Consider the following 22,604-nt stretch of genomic DNA (forward strand, 5'->3'; position numbering starts at 1 on the left):
CGGAGACGACGCGCGGGGGCGCCGTGGGCGACGCTTGACCCTCCCCTTGGGGGAACGCCCACGCTGGGATCACCTGAGAGAAAGGTCGCCCCATGAGCCCCCCGATGACCGTCGGCGAGTTCGCCCTCGCCACCGGACTGAGCGCGAAGGCGCACGCGGCCGAGCTGCGACGCCGCCGCGACCTCGAGGACCGCGCGCTCGCGCTCGCGGCCGCCGGTGTCTACGCGGCCCCGGATCCCGACGACGACGGCGGCCCCGCCCGTCCCGGCCCCGTGGCGGAGCGCACGGTCGGGCCGACGCCGTGGGCCGGCGTCGTGCAGCGGGTGCCCCTGGATGAGGCCGGTGATGAGGCGACCACCGAGCGCGCGAACGACGCCTTCGCGACGCTGTTCCAGGCGCTCGCGGAGGCGGGGTCGGCACCCGCCGGGCCGCTGTGGACGGCGCTGCGTCCCGTGCCGGGCACCGCCGACGTCGTGGATACCGTCCTGGCGGTCCCGCTGAGCGGTCCGGCTCCCGCGGGCCTCAGGGTCGACGGGCACGAGGTGGTAACCGGGACGCTGCCGCGCCGCGTGGAGCGGTACGTGGACGTGCGGGCCGATGCGGGCGACGTCGACCTCCTCGACGACGCCCCCGGCGGCGCGCTGCCCCATCCGGATCTGCTGGGGCTCATGGACGCGTTCGACGTGGAGGACGCCGGCGCCGCGCCGGAGATCCGCCAGATCCTCGCGGACCCGGAGGCCGGACACATCGAGCTGGCGGTGACGGTGCGGGAGGAGGCGGGAGCGGGGCAGGGGTGAGCCGGTGCGGGGGCGGCACGGCGTGTCTGGCCGGCCGACCCTGCCGGTCTCACACAGACCCCCCGGGGGCTCAGGGGTGCCCGAGGTGGCCCGAATGTGATGGAGTGCACGGATCCTGTCCACGACCTGGGAAGTGACCATGGAGCAGTTCGTCACCGCCGCCAACTCGATCATGTGGAGCCTGCCCATGGTCGTCGGGCTCCTCGCCCTGGGCCTGTACTTCACGATCCGCATGGCGGCTCCCCAGGTGCGGCTGCTCAGGGACATGGTGGGCCAGCTGGTCAGGGGAGGATCGTCGTCGGCGGGGATCAGCTCGTTCCAGTCGTTCGCCATGGCCCTGGGCGGACGCATCGGCGTCGGCAACATCGCGGGCGTCGCGGCCGCGATCTACCTGGGCGGCCCGGGCGCGCTGTTCTGGATGTGGGTGACGGCGATCCTCGGCGCCCCCGTGGCGCTCGTGGAGAGCTCGCTGGCGCAGCTCTACAAGCACAAGGTCCGCGGCGAGTACCGCGGCGGGCCCGCGTACTACATCCTTGAGGGGCTCGGCCGGAACTGGCGGTGGCTGGCGGTCGCCTACGCCGCGGCCACCGTGTTCGCCACGGTCTTCACCGGCCCGCAGATCCAGGCCAACGCCGTCACCGCCGCCACGACCGAGGCGTGGGGCTGGGACCCGCTGTGGGTGGGTCTCGGGATGGCCGTGCTGTTCTGCGTGATCGTGTTCGGCGGCATGCACCGCCTGGGCCGCACGGTGGGCCTCGTGGTCCCGTTCATGGCCGGCGCGTACATCCTGGTGGGGCTGCTCGTCGTCGGGCTGATGTGGCAGCAGGTCCCCGCGATATTCGGGCTGATCATCTCCAGCGCGCTGGGCCTGGACTCGGTCTACGGCGGCATCCTCGGCGCCGCCGTCGCGTGGGGCGTGCGCCGTGCCGTGTACTCCACCGAGATCGGCACCGGTTCGGGCGCCCAGGCCTCGGCAGCCGCCCACGTCTCCCACCCCGTGAAGCAGGGCCTGGCCCAGGCGTTCTCCGCCTACGTGGACACCCTGTTCGTCTGCACCATGACCGGCCTGATGATCCTCGCCACGAACAGCTTCAACGTGCTGGGCCCGGACGGGGAGAGTCTGCTCGCGGAGCACGTGCCCGGCGTCGAGGAGGGCCCGGCGTGGGTCCAGATCGCCATCGACGAGGCACTGCCCGCCTTCGGCCCGTCCTTCGTGGCGATTGCCGTCTTCCTCTTCTCCTTCACCACCCTGCTCTCCTTCGCGTTCTACGCGGAGACGAATGTCGCCTACCTCATCCCGAACAAGACGGCGCAGCGCGCGGTCATCGCGATCGCCCGGCTGATGCTGGCCGGCTCCATGGTGTTCGGGTCCGTGCAGAGCTCGGCCCTCGTGTGGGCGTTCGCCGACTTCGGCGTCGGCCTCTACACGTGGGTGAACATCGTGGCACTCATCCTGCTGAGCCCCGTGGCCATCCGGCTGTTCAAGGACTACGACCGCCAGCGCCGTGCCGGCCAGGACCCCGTGCTGGATCCGGCGGCGATCGGCGTCCGGAACGCCCGCCTGTGGGAGCAGATCCACGCCGCCTACGAGCGCACCGGGGACGTGGACGAGGCCATGGACCACGTCGCGGACACCGCCCCGGACACCCGGGCCATCACCGTGGTCCCGCGCCGGGAGGGCTGAGGACCGACGACGGCGGCCCGGGGCGCCGGACGTCCGCGACGACGTCGGGCCACGGGCCAGGGCCGTCCGCGCGGCCTGAATCCCGGCAGGCTCACCCCATGGACCACAAGGAGATCCTCCATCAGGGGCTGCGCCGGCAGCGCGACGCCCTCTTCGCGAAGCTGGACGGCCTGCCCGAGCGGGAGGTCCGCCTGCCCCGCACCCCCACCGGCACCAACCTGCTGGGCCTGCTCAAGCACGCGGCCACGTGCGAGCTCGAGTACTTCGGCGAGGTCTTCGGCCGCCCCGCCGGCATCCCCCTGCCCTGGGACGCGCCGGGGGTGGGCGAGGAGAACGGCGCGGACCTGTTCGCCGCCGAGGACGAGACCCTCGAGGACGTCCTCGACTACGCGCGGCGATGCTTCGCGCACGCGGACGCGACCATCGAGGCCCTCGTCCTCGACGCGCGGGGGCGGGTCCCCTGGTGGCCCGCGCACCTGGCCGAGGTGACTCTGGCGCAGATCCTCTCCCACGTGGCCCTCGACGCGGCCCGCCATGCCGGCCACGCCGACATCCTGCGCGAGGGGATCGACGGGCAGGCCGGCCTGCGCGGCCCCGGGGACAACCTGCCCGGCTGGGACGCCGAGCGGTGGGCCGCGCACGTGCGGCGGCTCGAGGGGATCGCCCGGGGTGCGGGCCCGGTGCGCTAGCGTCCGCGGTGATGACTCCCCGCTCGCTCGCCGGTCTGGCCCTCACCGTCGCCGCCCTGATGTCCGCCTTCGTGCTGATGGCGCCGACGGCGCCGGGGCTGTTCGTCGGCGTGCTCACGGTGGGGACCTTCGGGTTCGGCCCGTTCTACGGGGAGCCCTCGCGGCAGCTCGTGGACCGGCCGTGGAGGCGGGACACGCGCTGGCGCGATCTCGCCCGCCGGGTCCGCACCGACTGGCTCTCCCGGCAGCTGGGCGCCGTCGGCTGGAACGCGGCCATCAGCCGCCGCATCACCGGCCGGGCCGACCTGCGGCGCATCCGCACCGCCGCCGTGGGCTCCCTCGTCAGCCACGCCGCCTCCGCGGGTCTGCACGCGGTGGCGGGCGTGGCGCTGGCGGCCGTCGGGCATCCGGTCTGGGGCGTGGTCGCGGTGGCCCTGGGGCTCGTGGTGCACACCTGGCCAGCCCTGCTGCAGGTCTCCGTGCTCGGGCGCATCGACGGACTCCAGACGCAGATCCGCGGGGACCAGCTGCTCTGGTGACCGGCCGGCACCGGGCGGCCCGGCCGAGCACTTTGTGGGCCGAATCCGACGGATGAGCCCCTGAATCGGGCACGGGAGCGTCGCATTCGGCCCGCAAAGCGGTGGGGAGGGGGCAGCGGGGAGAGGGTGGCGAGGAGAGGGCGGCGGGGAGAGGGCGGCACCGCGCGCTCAGCCCTACGCTCGGACCCATGACCGAGCACACATCCGAGCACACCCCCGAGAACCCCCACGTCGTCCGCCGCGGCTCCGGCGTCCCGCTGATCGCGGTGCACGGCAACAGCGTGGACCACCGGCTGCTGCTGCCGCTCGACGACGCCCTCGCCGAGGCCGGGGAGGTCGAGCGGATCTACGTGGACCTGCCGGGCTTCGGCCGGACCTCGGCCCTCCAGGACGACGGCGGCCTCCCCGAGCTCGCCGCCTGGCTCGTGGACTGGATCCGCGCGGAGGTCGGCGAGCGGCCGTTCGCGGTGCTCGGCAACTCCCTCGGCGGCCTGCTCGCCCGGCACGTGGCGGCCGAGTTCGGCGCGCAGGTGTTGGGGCTGGGGCTGCTCGCGCCCGTCGTCGACCCGGACGAGGACCGGCGCACCCGCACCGACCTGGTGGTGCGCGAGCGCGACGACGCCTTCATGTCTACCCTCGACCCCGACGACGCCGCCCCGTTCCTCGAGATGTCCCCGCGGCTGACGCGGGACACGTGGGAGCGGTTCCGCGAGCACGCGCTGCCGGGCGTCCGCGCCGTGGACGAGGAGGCGCTGAAGCGCCTGTCCGCGCGCTACGTCCTGGACGCCGTGCCGGAGGAGGCCGCGCCGCCGTTCGAGGGGCCCGCCCTGATCCTCACCGGCCGGGAGGACCACCTCGTCGGCTACCGGGACCAGGCCGCGCTCCTGGAGCATTACCCGCGCGCCACCTACGCGGCGCTCGACGCCGCCGGCCACAACGTGCACCTGGACCAGCCGGAGGTCGCCGAGGCGCTCGTCCGCGCGTGGGCGGTGCAGGTGGGCCGCGCGGCGTCGGACTGAGGCGGGGTCAGGGGGAGGGACGGGCCTCCACCCGGGCCTCCGCCTCGGCGCCCGCCCCCACCCCGACGCCGGCCCGCGCCAGCAGGCCGTCGGCCACCCGCAGCAGGGCGGCGACCGCCACGAAGAACACGAGGATCGCCACCACGTAGACGGCGACGCCGTCGTAGCCCAGCCGCGGGACGTCCAGGATCGTGTACGGGTACCAGTCCAGCCACGGCCCGCGCAGCAGCGTGAACGCCAGCCAGGCGAGCGGGATGAGCGTGGACAACCACACCACCCGCCACGTGATCTGCCGCCGCGGCCCGAAGACCGCCCACAGCACCGGGGTGAGGATCGGCGTGACGATGTGCTGCAGGGTGTCGTTGAACCGCTCGACGGCGGTCATCGGGTCGGCGTCCCGCAGCAGCACGTTGAACACCACGCCCGTGATCACGATGCACACCACCCCCGTCACCCGCAGCACCCGGAACAGCGTGCCCGGCCGGTGCAGGCGCAGCGCCAGCAGCAGGGACGTCAGCCCCACCAGGAAGTTCGAGAGGAACGTGAAGTACGTGGGCTGGTTGAGCATGTGCTCCCAGCCGCCCTCGAGCACGCCCGCGTAGCCCGCGTCGGCCGGCAGGTCCGAGGACTTCCACGAGCCGATCCACAGTGAGAGCAGGTTGCCGCCCAGGGACAGGGCCGCGGCGACGGCGAAGGCAGGCCGCGCCGTCGTCGTCCAGCGGCCGGAGGGGGTGGGGAGGGTCATGCGCCCATCCTGCCGGAGCGCGACGCCGCCCCCGGTGCACTGGCCGAGCCGCTCGGGCCGGCGGGCGTGTCCCGGCCGGCGGTCCGGACCCTACGCTCGGCACCATGATCCGGACCCCCTGGACCCGCACCCCCGCCGGCGCGAGGCGCGCGCGCCGCCCCCGACAGTTCCGCCGCGTGACGACGACCGGGCCCGCCGCCGTGGACGTGGCCTGGGCCCGCTACGCCGACCTGCGCCTGTGGCCGCGGTGGGCTCCGCAGATCCGCGCCGTGGAGGCGCCACGGCGCCGGCTGCGGGCCGGGCTTCGCGGCGTGGTCCACGCGCCCCTGGGGCTGCGCGTCCCGTTCGTGGTCGAGGAGGTCGACGACGACGCCCGCACCTGGCGGTGGACGGTGCGGGTGGCCGGGACGGCGGTCTCCATGACGCACGACCTCACCGCCACCCCCGCGGCACCCGGGCGGGGCTGACGGTCCACGGGCCCGCCGTCGTCGCCCTGGCCTACCGACTGCCGGCCCGCGTGGCGCTGCGGCGGCTGTGCCGGGCGCACCTCTGAGGGCGGACCGCCGGGCCGGGCCTGTGGCCAGGGGCCCCGCCCGCCTCACACCGCCGCGGCGTCGGTCCGCAGCTCGACGCGCGGCCAGTCGGCGAGGTCGGCGAGCATCTGCCGGTCGTGGGTCACCACGACGACGGCCTGCTCCGTGACCTGCAGGGCCTCGGTCATCTCGTCCACGAGCGCGGGGGAGAGGTGGTTCGTCGGCTCGTCCAGCAGCAGCACGTGGGGGCGCTCGATGAGCACCATCGCCAGGTGCAGACGGGCCTGCTGCCCCTGGGACAGGCGTCCGACCGGGGTGTCCGCGGCCTCGGCGGTGAGCAGCCCGAGCGAGGGCAGCGTGGGGGCCGGCAGGGGACGGCCCAGGTCGTCGACGCCGGCCTCGTCCGCGCCGACGCGGCGCACGTGCTCCTCGAACACGGCGGCGGCGGTGCGCTCCTCGTCCCACGCGGGGGTCTCCTGCGCCACGAGGCGCACGCGCACGTCGGCGCCCACGGTCACCAAGCCGCTCGTGGGCTCCAGGTCCCCGGCGAGCACGCGCAGCAGCGTGGACTTCCCGGCCCCGTTCGGGCCCGTCACCAGCACGCGGCCGCCCGGCACGAGGGCCGCGCCCATCGGCTGCTCGAGCCGCCCGGCCACGCGCACGGCGTCCGCGGTGAGCAGGACGTCGTCGCCCGCCGTGCCCGGCCCGCCCGCCGTGCCCGCCGCCGCGTCCGCGCCGTCCCGCGGGTCGCCGTCGGGCATGTCCGCGAACGGCCAGTCCAGGCGCAGGGGCGGCTCGGGCACGGTGATCCGGTGCGCCTCCAGCTCGTCGAAGCGCCGGTTGAACATCTGCACGATCCCCGCCGACCGGCTCGAGCGCTGGTGCTTGCCGGTGCCCTTCGGGGGCCGCCACGAGCCCTGCATCTGCTCCCGCGCGTCCTCCACGGCCAGCTCCAGCCGCTCGCGCTCGGCGTTCTGCTCGGCGTACTCCTGCTCCCAGGCGGCCCGGGCGCGGCGGCGCCCCTTCGCCCAGCCGGCGTACCCGCCGGAGTACCGCCGCGGCCGCCCGTCCTGGCTGGGATCCAGGTCCACGATGTCGGTGCACACGGCGCGCAGCAGGGCGCGGTCGTGGCTGACGACGGCGACCCCGCCCGGGTGCTCCACCAGCCGGCGGGTGAGGAAGTCCAGGGCGACGTCGTCCAGGTGGTTGGTCGGCTCGTCCAGCAGCAGCAGGTCCGGCCGGGAGCCGAGGGTGACGGCCAGGCGCACCCGGTGGCGCTGGCCGACCGAGAGCGATGTGAGGGGGTGCTCGCGGTCCGTGCACGCGTGCAGCCCCTCGAGGTCCATGTCCACGCGCCGGCCGGCGTCCCAGGCGTCGTAGAGGTGGGCCCGCTCCAGCGCGGTGGAGTACCGGTGTCCGGCGCCGGCGTCGTCGGGGGCCTCGGCCAGGGCGGCCGCGGCGGCGTCCAGGGCCTCGAGTGCGGCGTGCGGGCCCGTGAGGGCGTCGCGGACCAGGTCGCCCACCGTGCGGGAGCGCCCGTCGGCCCGCGCCCGCAGCGCCTGCGGGACGAACGCGAGCGTGCCCGCCCGCGTCACGCGGCCGACGTCGGGCGTGATCCGGCCCGTGAGCACGTGGAGCAGCGTGGTCTTGCCGCGCCCGTTCTCACCCACGATCCCGAGCCGCGAGCCGGCGTTGATCCGCACCGTGGCGTCCGTGAGCACGCGGTGCCCGCCGAGCGAGACGGTCAGGTGCTCGCCGCGCAGGTGGGCGGCGGGCCCGGCGGGCAGGGCGGGGGAGGGAGGGCCGGAGGTCATGTCCGCCAGTCTAGGGAGGGGGCGCGCTGCCGCGTCCGGGGTCGGGACTACGCTCGGGGCCATGTCCGCCGCCCCGCCGCCGCCCGCCTTCGGCACCGTCCTGCACCACCGCGCCCACGGGATGGCCCCGGGGGAGTCCATCTCCCCGCCGCTGGTCCACGCGAGCGCGTTCCACCTGCCCGGCGCGGACCCGGACGGCGCCCCCACCGCCCCCGGCGCGGACGTGCCTTTCCAGTACGCGCGCTGGGCCACGCCCACCTGGTCCGCGCTCGAGGCCGCCCTGGGCGCGCTGGAGGACGCCGACGTCGCCGTGGTCCCCTCCGGCATGGCCGCGATCGCCGCCGTCCTGCTGCCCCTGCTGCACCCGGGGGACCGCGCCCTCCTGCCCGCGGACGGCTACGGGCCCACCCGCGCCCTCGCCGCCGAGCACCTCACGCCCCGAGGCGTGCACGTGGACCTGGTCGCCACCCAGGGGCTCGCCCATGCGGACCTGAGCGGCTACGACCTGGTGCTCGTGGAGACCCCCTCCAACCCGGGGCTGCGCGTCGCGGACCTGGCGGACGTCGCCGCCCGCGCCCACGCGAACGGCCGCCGGGACGGCGCGGGGGCCCTCGTGGTGGTGGACAACACGCTGCTGACCCCCCTGGGGCAGCGCCCGCTGGAGCTGGGGGCGGACGTGGTCGTGGCCTCGGACACGAAGGCCGTCAACGGGCACACGGACGCCCTCGGCGGGCACGTGGCCAGCCGGGACCCGCAGGTGATGGCGCGGGTGCGCGGCTGGCGGACCCTGGCCGGCGGGATCCTGGGCACCCACGAGGCCTGGCTCATCCACCGCGGTCTCGAGACCCTCGAGGTCCGCTTCGCCCGGATGTGCGCCTCGGCGCAGGCGGTCGCGGAGCTGGCCGCGGGCCACCCGGCGGTGCGCGCCGTGGTCTACCCGGGGCTGGCGGACCACCCGGACGCGGAGGTCGTGGCGCGTCAGATGACGGCGGCGGGCGGCCTCGTCGGGCTGCGGTTCGCGGACGCGGCGGCGGCGGAGCGGTTCATCGGGGCGGCCGCGTACGTGGTGGCGCAGACGAGCTTCGGCGGCACCCACACCGCGGCGGAGCGTCGCGCCCGCTGGGGCGACGACGTCCCGGCCGGCTTCGTGCGCCTGTCCGTGGGCGTCGAGCCGACGGCGGAGCTGCTCGCCGACCTGGCCCGGGCGCTGGACGCGGCGGCCGGACCCGCCTGAGCCCGACCCTGCCCGCCTGAGCCGGGCCCGGCTACGCTCGCGAACCAGTCCCCGCCGCCCCGCCCCAGGAGACCCGCCCCATGCAGCTCGACCTGATCGTGGAGAACGCCCGCCTCATCACCGGTGACCCCGCCCGCCCGTCGGCCTCGCGGCTGGGGGTGTGGCGGGGCGTCGTCGTCGGGGTGGACGAGGAGATGGACGGCCTCGCGACGCGCGAACGTCTCGACGCGCGGGGGCGCACCGTCCTCGCCGGGTTCAACGACGCCCACGCGCACAGCGTCTGGTTCGGCCAGTCCCGGCTGGACGTGGACCTCGAGGGCGCGCGCACCGCGGAGGAGGTCCACCGCCGGGTCCGCGCCCGCGCCGCCGAGCTCGGCCCCGGCGCCTGGGTGACGTGCGCCGGCTTCGACCCCGGCCACCTCACCGGCCCCCAGCCGGACCGGGACAGCCTCGACGCCGCCGCCTCCGGGCGCCCCGTGCTCATCCGCCACAACACGGGCCACGCCGTCACGGTGTCCGGGGCGGTGCTGGTCCTGGCCGGCGTGGGGGAGCAGGTGCTGCAGCAGCCCGAGGGCGGGCGGATCCTCACGGACGCCGCCGGCCGGCCCACCGGTCTGTTGGAGGAGACCGCCATGAGCCTGGTGACCCGGCTGCTGCACCCGGAGTCCCACGAGCACATCGGCGCGTGCCTGGCGCGGGCGTCGCAGGAGTACGCGGCCGAGGGCATCACCTCGGTGACCGATGCGGGGGTGGCCGGCGGGTGGATCGGGCACAGCCCGCTCGAGTTTGGCGCGTATCAGCGCGCCCGGGACGCGGGGCTGCTGCGCACCCGCTTCCAGACGATGGTCACCCTGGACGCGCTGCACTCGGTGGACGGCCATCCCGACGACGGCACGCACCTCACCCTCGACGCCGGCGTGCGCACGGGCGTGGGCGACGAGTGGCTGCAGATCGGGCCGGCGAAGGTGTTCACGGACGGGTCGATGCTCGGGCAGACCGCCGCGATGACCGAGGACTACTGCGGCCACGGTCATGGCCGCGGTTACCTGCAGCAGGACGCGGGGGAGATGCGCCGGGCGTGCCTCGGTGCGGCGGCCGCCGGCTGGGCGCTGGCCCTGCACGCGATCGGCGACGCCGCCCTCGACTTCGCCCTCGACGTGATCGCCGAGGCGCGGGGCCGGTTCGGGCGGCCCGTGATGCCGCACCGCGTGGAGCACGGCGGGGTGGTCCGCGACGATCAGGTGGCCCGTATGGCCGAGCTGGAGGTCGTGATGGCCACCCAGCCGAACTTCATCAGCGCGTTCGGCGGGTCGGTGCGGGAGCGGATCGGGCCGGAGCGGGCCGCGCTGTCGTACCCGGCCGGGCGGCTGCTGCGCGCGGGCCTGGTGCTGCCGGGCAGCTCGGACCGTCCCGTGGCCGGCGGCCGCCCGCTGGAGGTCATCCAGGACTTCGTGCTGCGCCGCACCGAGACCGGCGAGCAGTACGGCCCGGACGCGGAGCGGCTCACGGTGGCCGAGGCCCTCCACGCCTACACGGTCGGCTCCGCGGAGGCGACCGGCTGGGGCGGCCGCAAGGGACGGCTCGTCGCAGGCCAGCTCGCGGACTTCACGGTGCTCAGCGAGGACCCTCGGGCGGTGCCGAGCGAGCAGATCGCGGCGATCGACGTCGTCGCCACCGCCGTGGGAGGGGAGTTCGTGCACGGCGGACTGTGACGCCCGGCCCCGGCACCGGCACCCCGCGACACCCGGCACCCCGCGACGAGCCCTGCGATATGGCCCCTAAACCCGCCGGTTAGGGGCCAAATCGCAGGGGCTCGTCGTCCAGGGGAGCGGGTGGGGCATGTCCGGTGGCCCGGCGGTCAGCCGTGGCTCTGCCGGGGGGCTGCTCCCTACGCTCGGAGGACGGCGCGCAGACCGCGCGCCGCCCCGAGACCATGAGGAGCACCCCGTGGCGCACGACGACGCGAACACCACCACCACCGACCAGCTCACCCTGCAGGACCCCACGAAGCGCTACCCCGTGATCAGCCCGCCGGAGCAGTCGTTGCCCGGCACCGGCCTGGACGCGGAGATGATGCCGAAGGCCGACCTGGGTGAGAAGTCCTACCGCGGCACCGGCCGTCTCGAGGGCCGCAAGGCGCTCATCACCGGCGGCGACTCCGGCATCGGCGCGGCCACGGCGATCGCGTTCGCGCGCGAGGGCGCCGACGTCGTGATTACCTACCTGCCCGAGGAGGAGAAGGACGCCCAGCACGTCCTCGAGGTCCTGCAGGCGGAGGGGCGCACCGCCGTCGGGATCCCCGGTGACCTCCGCGACAAGACGTTCTGCGCCGACCTCGTGGCCCAGGCGGTCGAGAAGCTCGGCGGGCTGGACGTGCTGGTGAACAACGCCGGCAAGCAGGTGGCGCAGGACTCGATCGAGGACATCGACGACGAGCAGCTCGAGGCCACCTTCGACGTCAACATCCTGGCCCAGTTCCGCCTGGTCAAGGCCGCCCTGCCGCACCTGAAGCCGGGCTCCACGATCATCAACACCACGTCCGTGGTGACCTACATGGCCCCGCCGCAGCTCGTGGACTACGCCTCCACCAAGGCCGCCATCAACACCTTCACGAAGGCCCTGGGCCAGCAGCTGGCCCCGAAGGGCATCCGCGTGAACGCCGTGGCGCCCGGGCCGATCTGGACCCCGCTGCAGCCCTCCGGCGGCCAGAAGTCGGAGGACCTGCCGGAGTTCGGCCAGTCCACTCCGCTGGGCCGCGCCGGGCAGCCCACCGAGCTGGCCCCGGCCTACGTGTTCCTGGCCTCGCCGGAGTCCTCCTATGTGGTGGGCGCGACCATCCCGGTGACCGGCGGCATGCCCACCCCGTGACCGGAGTCGGGCGTTCCTGTCCCTGGGCGGTCACACCACCAGGGACAGGAACGCGCCGAGCGCGAAGCCGACCACGGTGAGCAGCCCGGCCTTCTCCCCGCCCTTCTCTCGGGCCTCGGGGATCATCGTGTCGATCAGCATGACCAGCAGGGCGCCGGCCGCGAAGCCCTGGATGCCGCCGGTCAGGGCAGGGGAGGCGACGTCGGCGATCAGCCCGCCGCCCCACGTCGCCAGGGCGCAGACCACCGCCACGAGCGACCACTGGATCAGCAGGTGGCGACGCGTCTTGCCGCCGTCGAGGGAGTCGGCCGTGGCGGCGATGGACTCAGGCAGGTTGGACATGAAGATCGCCACGAGCAGCGCGAGGGAGACGCCTTCGCCCGCGGCCAGCCCGATGCCCAGCACGAGCTGCTCCGGGATGCCGTCCAGCAGCGCGCCCACGGTCAGCGCCGCGCCCGAGGACGAGCCGCCGGACCTCGCGGCGGAGCGCTCCACCGCACGGTCGCCGAGGAAGTAGGCGGCCGCGCCGAGCGTCAGCCCGATGCCGACGGCGGCAGGTCCGGCCGCCTGCACGCCCGCCTCCGCGAGCTCGAAGGACACGGACGCGATCAGGGCGCCGGCGCCGAAGGCGAGCACGAGCCCGATCGTGCCCATGTGCCAGCGGCGCAGGGTCGCCAGGACGGCGCCCACGAGCAGGGAGGACGCGGCGACTGCGCCCCACATCAGGGTCATCACGGCAGCCAGGCTACGCGCTGACCGGGCACGACGCCGTGACGCCGCCTCAGCTCAGCGCACGACCTCGTCCGCCTCGCCCGTGAGACCGAGCTTCTCGGCCACGTAGTCCACGTCCTTGTCCCCGCGGCCGGAGAGGTTGACGAGGATCCGCTCGTCCCGGCCCATCTGCGGGGCGAGGCGGATCGCGTGCGCCACGGCGTGCGCGGACTCGAGCGCGGGGATGACGCCTTCGAGCTTCGTGAGCCGCTGGAACGCGTCGAGCACGGCCGCGTCGTCCTCGGCCACGTACCGGACACGGCCGACGCTCGCGAAGTGGGCGTGCTGCGGGCCGACGCCCGGGTAGTCCAGGCCCGAGGCGATCGAGTGCACCGGGTCCGGGGTGCCGTCGTCGTCGGCGAGGACGAGGGTGGCCATGCCGTGGAGGACGCCGTCGCGGCCCTGGGTCATGGTCATCGCGTGCTCGCCCTTGGTCGCGGAGCGGCCGCCGGGCTCGACGCCCACGAGCGCGACATCGGCGTCGTCGAGGAACGCGGTGAACGCGCCCATCGCGTTGGAGCCGCCGCCCACCGCGGCGACGACGGCGCTCGGCAGCGCCCCGAACCGCTCCTGGAACTGGGCGCGGGCCTCGCGGCCGACCACGGACTGGAAGTCGCGGATCATCGTGGGGAACGGGTGCGGTCCCACCACGGAGCCGATCGCGAACAGGTACTTCTCCGGGTCCGCCGCGTACACCTCGAACGCCGAGTCCACGGCCTCCTTCAGGGAGCGGCCCTCGCGCTCCACCGAGACCACCTTCGTGCCGAGCAGCCGCATGCGCACGACGTTGGGGTGCTGCTTGGCCACGTCGATCGCGCCCATGTGGATCTCGCAGTCGAGGCCGACCATCGCGGCCGCCGTCGCCAGGGCCACGCCGTGCTGGCCGGCGCCGGTCTCCGCGATCAGGCTGCGCTTGCCCATGCGCTTGGCGAGCAGCGCCTCACCGATCGTGTGGTTGATCTTGTGGGCGCCCGTGTGGTTCAGGTCCTCGCGCTTGAGCACGATCCGTGCGCCGCCGAGCTCGTCGGAGAGGCGGTCCAGCGGGGTCAGGGGGAGGGACGCCCGACGGCGTCGCGCAGCAGGCGTCGGTATTCGGCGTAGAACTCGGGATCCTGGCGCGCCTCCGCGTACGCGCGGGCGACCTCGGCCATGGGGCCGGCCAGCTGCGGGGGCAGGTGGGCGCCGCCGTACTGGCCGAACATGCCGTCCGCGGAGACGTCCAGGTCCGGGGTGGTGACGAGGTCGCAGGCCTCGGCGAGGGTGCGGGGCTCGGCGGCGCCTCTCAGGGCGTTGTCCTCGGGGTTGTGGTGGGTCATCGGGGGTCCTCCTGGGATGGGGCCGCCGGAGCCGCTCATGACGGAGCCGCCCGGCAGGCGAGCGGCTCGTCGTGTCAGATGCGCATGACCGGGGCCGCCCTCAGGCGGTCGACCACTGCTGCGCGCGCATCTGCATGGGGCCAGCGTACTGCACGTCGGGGAAGGCGTGAGTCTCACCATGTGATTGCAAATCTCATAATGTGGACGCGGCTCCCCGTCTCAGTGAATCGCGATTCACGCTGGGGCCATGACCATCGCCGCCGTCGACACCCCGTCCCTGACCGCCGAGGCCACCGCTGTGCTCGCCGCCACTCCGGGCATGCGGTACGCCGAGTTCCTCACCGCCGCCCCCGCAGTGCCCGGCATCGTGGCCGTGGTGGCCGATGAGTCAGCCCGTGCCGCCCTGGGCCTCACCCCCGCTGCCGGTGACGTCCTCGCCGTCGACGTGGCCGACGAGAGCCTGCAGTGCCGCGAGGTGCGCGCCGCCTTCCAGTCCGGTCGTACCGGCGTCTCACCGCTGCGCCAGGCGTTCGCCGCCCTGCTGGCGGGCGAGCTCGCCCTGGACGTGGAGCGCACCAGCCCGGGTGCGGCGGGGGCGGGCTTCGCCCTCACCCCGGAGTCCGAGGAGACGCTCACGGCGTGGATGCGGGAGCACCTGACGCTGCGCGCCTGGGTCGCCCAGGACGCCTCCGCCCTCGAGGGGGTCGCCCGAGAGGTGGCCGCCGACCTCGCCCCGGCCCTGCAGCCGGGCGCCCTGGAGGCCCCCGTGGCGCAGCGGGTCGCGGCCATGAGGGCCTCCGCCCGCCGTTCCGCCACGCTCTGAGCCGGCCGGTCGCCCGGGCGACGCCCTCGTCCGTGGCGCTCGGTCTCGTCGTGCCGGGAGATCACCCCGAGGCCGCTGACAGGATGGGTGCATGAAGCACGAGATCGTCCTCACCCGCGGGGACCTCACCCTGCGCCCCCTCACCCCCGACGACGGCCCCGCCCTGCGCGAGCTCGTCGACGCGGCCATGTGGGCGGGGAACAGCGCGCCCCTGCCGGTGGACGGCGCGGCCATGTCGGCGCACCTCGCCGAGCTGAGCGAGCGGGAGGGCACCTTCGCGTTCGCCGTCGAGCAGGGCGGGGAGCTGGTGGGGCGCACGAGCCTCTATGACCTGGTGCCGGGGCTGCGGGTGGAGGTGGGGCACACGGTCTACGCCCGTCGGGTGTGGGGCACCTCCGTGAACCCCGGCTGCAAGCTGCTGCTGTTCGGGCACGCGTTCGAGGAATGGGCGCTGGAGCGGGTGGCCCTGCGCTGCGACCACCGCAACGCCCGTTCACACGCCGCCATCGCCCGCCTGGGGGCGACGTTCGAGGGCACTCTGCGCCGCTTCCGCCCGGCGGCGGACGGCACGATCGCCGACGTCGACTACTTCAGCGTGGTGCGCGAGGAGTGGCCCGCGGTGCGCGGCGGGCTCGAGGCGCGCCTGGCCGCCTAGAGGTGTACAACGGGGGGATGCCACCCGAACCCTCTGCCCCGTCTGGCGAGCGCGGACCCGCCCGCCCCCACCCGGCCGACGTCGCCGCCCGCCCGGACGCCCCTTCCCCGCGGGCGACCGCCCTGCTGTTCGCGCTCGCGGTGGCCGCCGGCTCGGTGATGCCGCTGCAGGGCCGCATCAACTCCCGCCTCGCCCACCTGACGGGCGACCCCGTCCTCGCCGCCCTGTGCTCCTTCGCGGTGGGCCTGGTCGTCATGGTGCTCGTGAGCGTGCTGACGCCGCGGGGCCGCCGGGGCCTGGCCCGCATCCGCCCGGCCCTGGCCGCGGGGTCCGTGCGCCCGTGGTACGCGGTGGCGGGCGTGATCGGCGGGCTCCTCGTGCTCACCCAGTCCGCGACGATCGGTCCCCTCGGCGTGGCCGTGTTCACGGTCGCCGTGGTCACCGGGCAGGTGGTCGGCGGGATGGTCGTGGACCGGCTCGGGCTCAGCCCCGCCGGGGTGCAGCGCCTGACGCCGCGGCGCCTCACGGGGGCGGCGCTCGCCCTGGCCGCGGTCGCCCTCGTGGTGTGGCCCTCGCTCGGCGAGGCCGGCGGCGGGCCCGGCTGGGCGCTGCTGGCCCTGCTGCCCCTGCTGGCCGGCCTGGCCACCGCCGGGCAGCAGGTGTTCAACGCCCGTCAGACCACGGCCTACGGCACCGCCATCCCGGCGACCCTGGTCAACTTCACCGCCGGCGTCCTCTTCCTCGGGGTCGTGTGGGGCGGGATCGCCCTGGCCTCCGGCCACGGCCTGCCCGCGCTGCCGCACGATTGGCGGCTCTACCTCGGCGGCCCGCTGGGGTGCGTGTTCATCGGGGTGGGCGCCATGGTCGTCCCGCGCCTGGGCGTCTTCGCCGCCACCCTCGGTCTGGTCTCGGGCAACCTCCTGGGCTCCCTCGTGGTGGACCTGGTGGCCCCCACCGACGGATCCACGGTCACCACGACGACGGTGCTGGGCACCCTGGGCGCCCTCGCCGCCGTCGCGCTCGCGTCCTGGCCTGCGCGGCGCCGATAGCGCCGCCCGCGGCGGCAAGCCGCCGTCACCGCGCGGGACTCAGGCGCGGGCCACGGTCCCTCGCCGCCCATGCCGGCGTCCGTGCATCACGAAGTAGTACCCGGCGGCGATCACCAGCACGCCCGCTAGGGCCGCGTACATGGCGCCGTAGCCGGCCGAGGCCACGAGCCCGCCGAGGAGCACGGGGCCCAGGCCCAGCCCCACGTCCGCGAACAGCATGAGGGTGGAGATGCCGGCGCCGAGCTGGTGGGAGGGCACCGCGTTCACGGCGATCGCCTGAGCCGCGGGCATGAGCGTGCCGTAGCCGAGGCCGCTCAGCGCCCCGGCCAGCACCACCTGCCAGTCGCGCGTGGCGAAGGCCAGCACCAGGAGCGCGGCTGTGAAGCAGAGGAGCGCGGGGTAGACGACGGCGTCGTCCCCCCGGCGGTCCTGCAGGGTGCCCAGGGTGAGGCGCATGACGAGCATCGCCGCGGCGTACGCCAGGAAGAAGAGGCCGGCGCCGGCCGTGAGCCCGCGCTCCACCGAGTAGGCGTTCAGGTAGGTGAGGATCCCGGCGTAGCTCAGGCCCACCAGCAGCATGAAGCCGCTGATCGGCAGCACCGCCGGGTGCAGCACGGAGCGCAGGCGGAAGCCCACCGCGGGGGCGGGGTGCTCCAGGGGGACCTCGCCGGCGGCGCGTTCGCCGTCGACGCCCGCCGCGGCGGGCGCCTCGCGCACCAGCAGGCCCAGCACGAGGCTGATCACCGTGATCCCCAGAGTCGCCCGGAACAGCCACGCGTAGCCGATGGAGCCGGCGAGGAAGAGCCCCAGGGCGGGGCCGATCGCGGTGGCCAGGGTGGTGCCCAGCGCGAGGTGGCCGGTGGCCTCCGCGCGTCGCCCGTCGGGGATGGCCGCCTGGGCCAGGGCCATGACGGCGGTGCTGGCGAAGGCGTAGCTGGCGCCGTGGAGCATGCGCACCGCCACGAGGGCCGGCAGTGAGGAGGCAACGAGGTAGAGCGTGCAGGACAGTGCGACGGCGACCAGGGCCGCCACCAGGACGCGGCGCTTGCCGAAGCGGTCCACCACGTGGCCGGTGACCACGCGGCTGAGGGTGGCGCCGATGACGAAGGCGCTCGAGGCCAGCCCCGCCCCGGCGTCCGAGGCGGCGAACTGCCGGACCGCGTACACGGCCATGGTGGTGACGAGGGCGTAGAACGCGAGGAACTGGAGGAAGGAGACCACCCAGGCGAGGACGAAGGTGGGGGAGGCGATGCGTTCCTGCTCGGCGATTTGCATGATGCAAAAGGTAGCATCGTTTGCATGATGCAATCATCTGAGGGGGCGTGGGTCGACCCGGTCCGCGGGATCATGTACGAGCACATGCTCCTGCTGCGGGTGGCCACGCAGGGGGTGGCCCCCTATGGCCGGTCGAGCGCGCTGGAGCGCAGCGCCACCGTGCTGCTCGCCCGCCTGGAGGCGGGCGGGGCCATGAGCGTCGCCGAGCTGGCCGAGGCCTTCGACCTCGACGTCTCCACCGTCCACCGGCAGGTGGCCGCCGCCATGAAGGCCGGCCTCGTCGAGCGGGTGGCGGACCCCGACGGCGGCTCCGCCCGGCTGCACCGTCCCACGGAGGAGGGACGCGCCCGCCTTGCCGCGGAGCTGAGCTCCCGGGCGGACAACGTGGCGCAGATCGTCGCCTCCTGGCCCGCCGAGGACGTCGTCGAGTTCAGCAGGCTCCTGCGGCGTTTCAACGAGGGGGCGGAGGAGCGCCGGGGCCACCCGTGGCCCCGGCCGCAGACGGGCCCCGGTGCGGAGGACCCCCGGCCCTGAGCACCGCTCCCGCCCTCAGGCGCGACGGATGCGGGAGGCCAGCGCGGCCGACTCCGCCGGGTCCAGCACGGCCGCCGGATGCGGCCCCGCCGCGGCGAGGCGTTCCGGGCAGCCGGCCTCTCCCAGCGGCGCCCCCGCGGCCAGCACGACGTTGCCCCAGTCCAGGCGCTCCAGCATCCCCTGGTCCGCGAGCGTCCACGGGCCGGGCACCCCGGCCTCGGCGGCCGCCTCCTCGAGGGCGCCCAGCTCGGCGCCCAGGAAACGCAGGCCGGCGTCGTCGCCGATGTTCACCAGCAGCACCCCGCCCGCCGTCAGCAGCTCGAGCAGCTCCTCGTAGAATGCGGCGCCGCGCAGGTGCTCGGCGCCCTCCTCGCCGGTGCCGATGTCCAGCACGACGGCGTCGAACCGCTCCCCGTCCATCGCGAGGTCGACGGCGGCCAGGCGCGCGTCCGCGACCACGGAGACGAGGTCCGTGCCCGCCGGCAGGGGCAGCTCGGCGAGCACGAAGGACACGAGCTCCCGGTCCAGGTCGACCACCGTCTGCTCCGAGCCGGGTCGGGTCGTCTGGAGGTAGCGCGGCAGGGTCAGCGCGCCCGCGCCGAGGTGCAGGACCCGCACCGGCGCGCCCGCCGGAGTGACGCCGTCGAGCACGTGGGCCATGCGGCGCAGGTACTCGTAGCGGATGCGAGCGGGGTCGGCCAGGTCCACGTGGGACTGGACGGCCCCGCCGATCTCCAGGACGAACCCGCCGAACTCGTCGGGGGCGATGCGGGCGTCCACGCCCGACGTGGACAGGTGGACGGTGCGGCCGGAGGGGGAGGGCTGGGCGGGCATGCCCCCAGCATCCCACCCCTCAGTACGCTGGACGGATGAGTCAGAACGTCCTCACCGTCTACGGCGCCGACTGGTGCCGAGACTGCCTGCGCACCAAGCGCCAGCTCGATGAGCTCGGCGTCGCCTACGACTATGTGGACCTCGTCGCCGACCCGGCCCAGGCCGATGCCGCCGAGCGGATCTCCGGCCGGAAGAACATCCCCGTGGTCGTGTTCCCCGACGGCGACCACCAGGTGGAGCCGACCAACGAGCAGACCGCGGCCAAGCTCACCGCGCTGGGCCTGATCTGAGATCGGGGACCGCTCCCGGAGCGAGCCCCGCCGACCCTCTCGGTGGGTGCGCATGGGGGTCTACGCTCTCCCCATGGAGCACATCGACGAGACCGCCCTGCCCGCCCCCGAGGACCGCGTCGTGTCCGCGACCCGTCACGTCGACGCGCCGGCCGGCGTCGTCTTCGAGCTGATCGCGGACCCGGCCCGCCAGCCCGAGTGGGACGGCAACGACAACCTGGCCGAGGCCGCCCCCGGGCAGCGGGTGACCGCCGTCGGGAACGTGTTCGTCATGACCCTGCAGAAGGGCGTGGACCGCGCGAACCACGTGGTCGAGTTCGAGGAGGGCCGCCGCATCGCCTGGAAGCCCTCCGAGGTCGGCGGGGAGCCGTTCGGTCAGCTCTGGCGGTGGGAGGTCGAGGGCGACGACGACGGCGGCTGCCGCGTCACCCACACCTATGACTGGACGCGGCTCGCCGACCCGAAGCGCATCCAGAAGGCGCTGCGGACCGGCGAAGAGCAGCTCCGCGCGTCGATCGACCGGCTCGCGGAGCTGGCCGAGCGCCAGAACTGACCGGCCTGCCTCGGCTCATACGGAATCCGTTGCGGTTCTGACCCTTCTGACGGCCGAACCGGCGGCCAGAAGGGTCAGATCCGCAGAAGATCCGGCCCCGGCCCCGGCCCCGGCCCGGGCGCGGGACGGTGCCGACGTGGTCTGCCCCGTCGTGCGCCGCCTCACGGCAGCGCCAGCCGGAACACCTTCTTCCACGCGGAGCCCACCTGCCGCAGCAGCGGGCCGGTCGTGTACGGCAGGCCGTAGCGGGCGCAGATCTCGCGGACCTTGGGCGCCACCTCGGCGTACCGGCTGGACGGCAGGTCCGGGAACAGGTGGTGCTCCACCTGGTGGGAGAGGTTGCCGGTCATGAAGTGCATCAGCTTCGAGCCGGAGATGTTCGCGGAGCCGATCATCTGCCGCACGTACCAGTCGCCGCGGGTCTCGCCGTCCACCATCTCCTCGGAGAACGTCTCCGCACCCTCCGGGAAGTGCCCGCAGAAGATGACCGCGTGCGCCCAGATGTTGCGCAGGCCGTTGGCCAGCAGCGTGCCCACGAGCGCAGCCTTGCCCGAGCCCGTCAGCACCTCGGCGACCGCCGGCGTGGCCACGTAGTCCTTCGCGAACTGCCGTGCGGCCTTGACGCCCACGGAGCGCAGATCCGTCATCAGCTCCTCGCGGGACTTCTCGCCGGTGTGCACCCGGTCCAGCTCGAGGTCGTAGAGCGCGATGCCCCACTCGAAGATCGGCGCCAGCCCCGCATTGATCACGGGGTTGAGCAGGTGGCGGGGCCGCCACGGCTCGGATTCGTCCATGCGCAGGACGTTGTAGCCCACGTCGCGGTCCTTGCCCACCACGTTGGTCCAGCGGTGGTGCAGGTCGTTGTGGGTGTTCTGCCAGGCCCGCGACGGCGTCACGAAGTCCCACTCCCACGTGGTGGAGTGGATGTCCGGGTCGCGCATCCAGTCCCACTGGCCGTGGAGCACGTTGTGCCCGATCTCCATGTTCTCCACGATCTTCGCGACCGTGAGCATGGCTGTTCCCGCCACGAACGCGGCGGGGTGGCGTGCGTTGAGCAGGAGGGCGCGGCCGCCGAGCTCGAGCCGGCGCTGCCAGCGGATGACGCGGCGGATGTAGGCCGCATCGGAGGCGCCGCGGCGGGAGAGCACGTCGTCGCGGATCGCGTCCAGCTCCCGGCCCAGCTCGGCCACCTGCGCGTCCGTCAGGTGGGCGGCGCCGGGCGGGCGCACAGCCGGGCTCCCGACGACGCCCGGCAGTCCCGGCGTCGTGGCGGCGGCGGTGGAGCGGGACGTGGCGGCACGGGACTCGGCGGTGTGGGGAGCCCAGCTCGTGGTGTCGGGGCGGTCCTGCGGCAGGACCCGGGCGGCGCGGCCGCGCACGGTGGTGCCGGGGATGGCCAGGGCCAGATCGTCCGGGGCGGTGGCGCCGGTGCGGCTGGGGGTGGTGGGTGTCTGGGTCATGCGGTGCTCCTGGGGACGGGAGGCGGGGGATGGTCGGGGAGGCCCGGGTCTCGGCCGGGTGTCAGGTTCAGAGGTCGAGGCTCAGCGGGCCGGCGGCGGCGCTCACGCAGGTCTGGATCAGCTCGCCGGGCTCGCCGTGGACTTCGCCGGAGCGCAGGTCGGTGACCTGGCCGGAGCGCAGGGGGGTCAGGCAGGCGTGGCAGATGCCCATGCGGCAGCCGGACGGGGCGGCGACGCCGGCCTCCTCGGCCACGATCAGCAGCGGCACGTCACCGGGAGCGTCGGCCTCGGCGTCGGCGTGCTCGAACACCACGCGGCCGCCCGCGCCGGCCACGCCCGCCGCGAAGTCCGCACGGAAGCGCTCGATGCGCAGGTCCTCGCCGGCCTCGCGCCGCCAGAGGTCCTCGGCGTCGTCGAGGAACTCGGCGGGGCCGCACGCGTAGGCGGCCCGGTCGCGCCAGTCGGGGCACAGGTCCTCGAGCTCGGCGGGGGAGGACAGGTCCAGGCGGCCCTCGTCCGCGGTGTGGCGGTGCACCACGCGCAGGCCCGGGAACTGGTCGGCCAGCTCGGCGAGCTCCTCGCGGAACAGGGCGTCCTCGGGGGTGCGGGAGGAGTGGATGAGCACGACGTCGGCGTCCGCGCGGGCCGGCACGAGCGCGCGGATCATGGACATCACCGGGGTCAGGCCCGAGCCGGCCGTGAGCATCAGCAGGGCGCGCGGCTCGTCCGGGAGGGTGAAGTCGCCCTCGGGGACGTCGAGGAACAGGACGTCGCCGGGCTTCGTGCGGCGCACGAGCGTGCCGGAGACGAGGCCGATGTCGGACACCGTGATCTCGGGGTCGGCGCCCGCGGGAGCGGAGAGCGAGTAGGAGCGCCACTGGCGCACGCCGTCCACGTCCACCCCGATGCGGGCCCACTGGCCGGCGTCGTGGGCCCGCCAGCCCGGGCCCGGGCGGAAGGCGATGGTGGCGGTGCCGGGCGTCTCGCGCGTCACGGAGGTGACCACGCCGCGCAGCTGCCGCGAGGAGTGCACGGGGTCGAGCAGGCTGAGGACGTCCTGCGGGGCGAGCGGGTGCAGGAGCGTCGACGCCAGACGGGAGAACAGAGACGGGCCGACCATGG

Annotated in this window: 24 protein-coding genes; 15 read left to right on the plus strand and 9 right to left on the minus strand. The window is 74.8% G+C overall.

Annotated elements, in window-relative coordinates; all coding sequences use genetic code 11:
• The first annotated feature begins 92 nt into the window (after nt 1–92).
• The 5 genes from POD19_RS03560 to POD19_RS03580 all read left to right on the plus strand — a co-directional run bounded on the left by POD19_RS03560 (nt 93) and on the right by POD19_RS03580 (nt 4,728).
• Nucleotides 93–797: a transcriptional regulator gene (locus POD19_RS03560; protein WP_340309323.1), complete on the plus strand. Its 705-nt coding sequence runs from the start codon at nt 93–95 to the stop codon at nt 795–797.
• A gap of 139 nt (nt 798–936) precedes the next feature.
• The gene (locus tag POD19_RS03565; protein ID WP_340309324.1) at nt 937–2,481 is read left to right on the plus strand and encodes an alanine/glycine:cation symporter family protein; all 1,545 of its coding nucleotides are present in this window, start codon (nt 937–939) and stop codon (nt 2,479–2,481) included.
• Between the two features lie 98 nt (nt 2,482–2,579).
• Nucleotides 2,580–3,170: a DinB family protein gene (locus POD19_RS03570; RefSeq protein ID WP_044659356.1), complete on the plus strand. Its 591-nt coding sequence runs from the start codon at nt 2,580–2,582 to the stop codon at nt 3,168–3,170.
• Nucleotides 3,171–3,181: 11 nt separating this feature from the next.
• Entirely contained in the window at nt 3,182–3,709 is a 528-nt protein-coding gene (locus POD19_RS03575) for a hypothetical protein (protein WP_340309325.1), read from the plus strand.
• 188 nt (nt 3,710–3,897) lie between these two features.
• Nucleotides 3,898–4,728 carry an alpha/beta fold hydrolase gene (locus POD19_RS03580; protein WP_020627045.1) on the plus strand — a complete coding sequence of 277 codons (831 nt, stop codon included), beginning with the start codon at nt 3,898–3,900 and terminating at the stop codon, nt 4,726–4,728.
• A 7-nt stretch (nt 4,729–4,735) separates the two neighbouring features.
• On the opposite strand, the gene POD19_RS03585 is transcribed toward POD19_RS03580, so the two are convergent.
• Complete coding sequence (locus tag POD19_RS03585; RefSeq protein ID WP_020627044.1) at nt 4,736–5,473, minus strand: Pr6Pr family membrane protein; 738 nt, start codon at nt 5,471–5,473, stop codon at nt 4,736–4,738.
• A gap of 104 nt (nt 5,474–5,577) precedes the next feature.
• Here POD19_RS03585 and POD19_RS03590 point away from each other — a divergent pair, with 104 nt between their 5' ends.
• Nucleotides 5,578–5,940, plus strand: coding sequence for an SRPBCC family protein (locus POD19_RS03590; RefSeq protein WP_340309326.1), 363 nt, complete (start codon nt 5,578–5,580; stop codon nt 5,938–5,940).
• A 131-nt stretch (nt 5,941–6,071) separates the two neighbouring features.
• Here POD19_RS03590 and POD19_RS03595 read toward each other — a convergent pair whose 3' ends face one another.
• On the minus strand, nt 6,072–7,820 hold the full coding sequence (locus tag POD19_RS03595) for an ABC-F family ATP-binding cassette domain-containing protein (RefSeq protein ID WP_020627042.1): 1,749 nt from the start codon (nt 7,818–7,820) through the stop codon (nt 6,072–6,074).
• A gap of 61 nt (nt 7,821–7,881) precedes the next feature.
• On the opposite strand from POD19_RS03595, the gene POD19_RS03600 reads away from it, so the two are divergent.
• From POD19_RS03600 to POD19_RS03610, 3 genes are all read left to right on the plus strand, one after another.
• Nucleotides 7,882–9,054 (plus strand): cystathionine gamma-lyase, encoded by a 1,173-nt coding sequence (locus POD19_RS03600; protein ID WP_144818869.1) that lies wholly within the window; start codon nt 7,882–7,884, stop codon nt 9,052–9,054.
• Nucleotides 9,055–9,134: 80 nt separating this feature from the next.
• Nucleotides 9,135–10,766 carry an amidohydrolase gene (locus tag POD19_RS03605; protein ID WP_144818871.1) on the plus strand — a complete coding sequence of 544 codons (1,632 nt, stop codon included), beginning with the start codon at nt 9,135–9,137 and terminating at the stop codon, nt 10,764–10,766.
• 235 nt (nt 10,767–11,001) lie between these two features.
• Complete coding sequence (locus POD19_RS03610) at nt 11,002–11,922, plus strand: SDR family oxidoreductase (RefSeq protein ID WP_144818873.1); 921 nt, start codon at nt 11,002–11,004, stop codon at nt 11,920–11,922.
• A 30-nt stretch (nt 11,923–11,952) separates the two neighbouring features.
• Here POD19_RS03610 and POD19_RS03615 read toward each other — a convergent pair whose 3' ends face one another.
• Genes POD19_RS03615 through POD19_RS03625 form a run of 3 tightly spaced genes read right to left on the minus strand, consistent with a single transcriptional unit; the run spans nt 11,953 to nt 14,009 of the window.
• Entirely contained in the window at nt 11,953–12,654 is a 702-nt protein-coding gene (locus POD19_RS03615; RefSeq protein ID WP_166437806.1) for a ZIP family metal transporter, read from the minus strand.
• A 54-nt stretch (nt 12,655–12,708) separates the two neighbouring features.
• Nucleotides 12,709–13,695, minus strand: a complete 987-nt coding sequence (trpB, locus tag POD19_RS03620) for a tryptophan synthase subunit beta (RefSeq protein WP_340309327.1) — start codon at nt 13,693–13,695, stop codon at nt 12,709–12,711.
• A gap of 44 nt (nt 13,696–13,739) precedes the next feature.
• Complete coding sequence (locus tag POD19_RS03625; protein WP_340309328.1) at nt 13,740–14,009, minus strand: hypothetical protein; 270 nt, start codon at nt 14,007–14,009, stop codon at nt 13,740–13,742.
• Nucleotides 14,010–14,256: 247 nt separating this feature from the next.
• On the opposite strand from POD19_RS03625, the gene POD19_RS03630 reads away from it, so the two are divergent.
• From POD19_RS03630 to POD19_RS03640, 3 genes are all read left to right on the plus strand, one after another.
• On the plus strand, nt 14,257–14,832 hold the full coding sequence (locus POD19_RS03630; RefSeq protein ID WP_144818877.1) for a hypothetical protein: 576 nt from the start codon (nt 14,257–14,259) through the stop codon (nt 14,830–14,832).
• 91 nt (nt 14,833–14,923) lie between these two features.
• Nucleotides 14,924–15,487, plus strand: a complete 564-nt coding sequence (locus POD19_RS03635; protein WP_049144899.1) for a GNAT family N-acetyltransferase — start codon at nt 14,924–14,926, stop codon at nt 15,485–15,487.
• 17 nt (nt 15,488–15,504) lie between these two features.
• Complete coding sequence (locus tag POD19_RS03640) at nt 15,505–16,536, plus strand: DMT family transporter (protein ID WP_340309329.1); 1,032 nt, start codon at nt 15,505–15,507, stop codon at nt 16,534–16,536.
• A 39-nt stretch (nt 16,537–16,575) separates the two neighbouring features.
• On the opposite strand, the gene POD19_RS03645 is transcribed toward POD19_RS03640, so the two are convergent.
• Nucleotides 16,576–17,811 carry an MFS transporter gene (locus POD19_RS03645; protein WP_340309330.1) on the minus strand — a complete coding sequence of 412 codons (1,236 nt, stop codon included), beginning with the start codon at nt 17,809–17,811 and terminating at the stop codon, nt 16,576–16,578.
• Nucleotides 17,812–17,835: 24 nt separating this feature from the next.
• Between POD19_RS03645 and POD19_RS03650 the strand changes: the two genes are divergently transcribed.
• Nucleotides 17,836–18,345, plus strand: coding sequence for a MarR family winged helix-turn-helix transcriptional regulator (locus POD19_RS03650; RefSeq protein WP_095695108.1), 510 nt, complete (start codon nt 17,836–17,838; stop codon nt 18,343–18,345).
• 15 nt (nt 18,346–18,360) lie between these two features.
• On the opposite strand, the gene POD19_RS03655 is transcribed toward POD19_RS03650, so the two are convergent.
• Nucleotides 18,361–19,179: a spermidine synthase gene (locus POD19_RS03655; RefSeq protein WP_340309331.1), complete on the minus strand. Its 819-nt coding sequence runs from the start codon at nt 19,177–19,179 to the stop codon at nt 18,361–18,363.
• Between the two features lie 35 nt (nt 19,180–19,214).
• Between POD19_RS03655 and POD19_RS03660 the strand changes: the two genes are divergently transcribed.
• Both POD19_RS03660 and POD19_RS03665 read left to right on the plus strand, forming a co-directional pair.
• Nucleotides 19,215–19,469, plus strand: a complete 255-nt coding sequence (locus tag POD19_RS03660) for a glutaredoxin family protein (RefSeq protein ID WP_340309332.1) — start codon at nt 19,215–19,217, stop codon at nt 19,467–19,469.
• Between the two features lie 73 nt (nt 19,470–19,542).
• Nucleotides 19,543–20,022 carry an SRPBCC family protein gene (locus POD19_RS03665; protein WP_340309333.1) on the plus strand — a complete coding sequence of 160 codons (480 nt, stop codon included), beginning with the start codon at nt 19,543–19,545 and terminating at the stop codon, nt 20,020–20,022.
• A gap of 161 nt (nt 20,023–20,183) precedes the next feature.
• Here the strand turns inward: POD19_RS03665 and POD19_RS03670 are convergent, their stop codons facing one another.
• Together POD19_RS03670 and POD19_RS03675 are read right to left on the minus strand one after the other, a co-directional pair.
• On the minus strand, nt 20,184–21,482 hold the full coding sequence (locus POD19_RS03670) for a fatty acid desaturase family protein (RefSeq protein ID WP_144818884.1): 1,299 nt from the start codon (nt 21,480–21,482) through the stop codon (nt 20,184–20,186).
• A 67-nt stretch (nt 21,483–21,549) separates the two neighbouring features.
• On the minus strand, nt 21,550–22,602 hold the full coding sequence (locus POD19_RS03675) for a ferredoxin reductase (RefSeq protein ID WP_340309334.1): 1,053 nt from the start codon (nt 22,600–22,602) through the stop codon (nt 21,550–21,552).
• Nucleotides 22,603–22,604: the final 2 nt, after the last annotated feature.

This window comes from Micrococcus sp. GPGPB33, assembly GCF_037853785.1.
Taxonomy (GTDB): Bacteria; Actinomycetota; Actinomycetes; order Actinomycetales; family Micrococcaceae; genus Micrococcus; species Micrococcus luteus.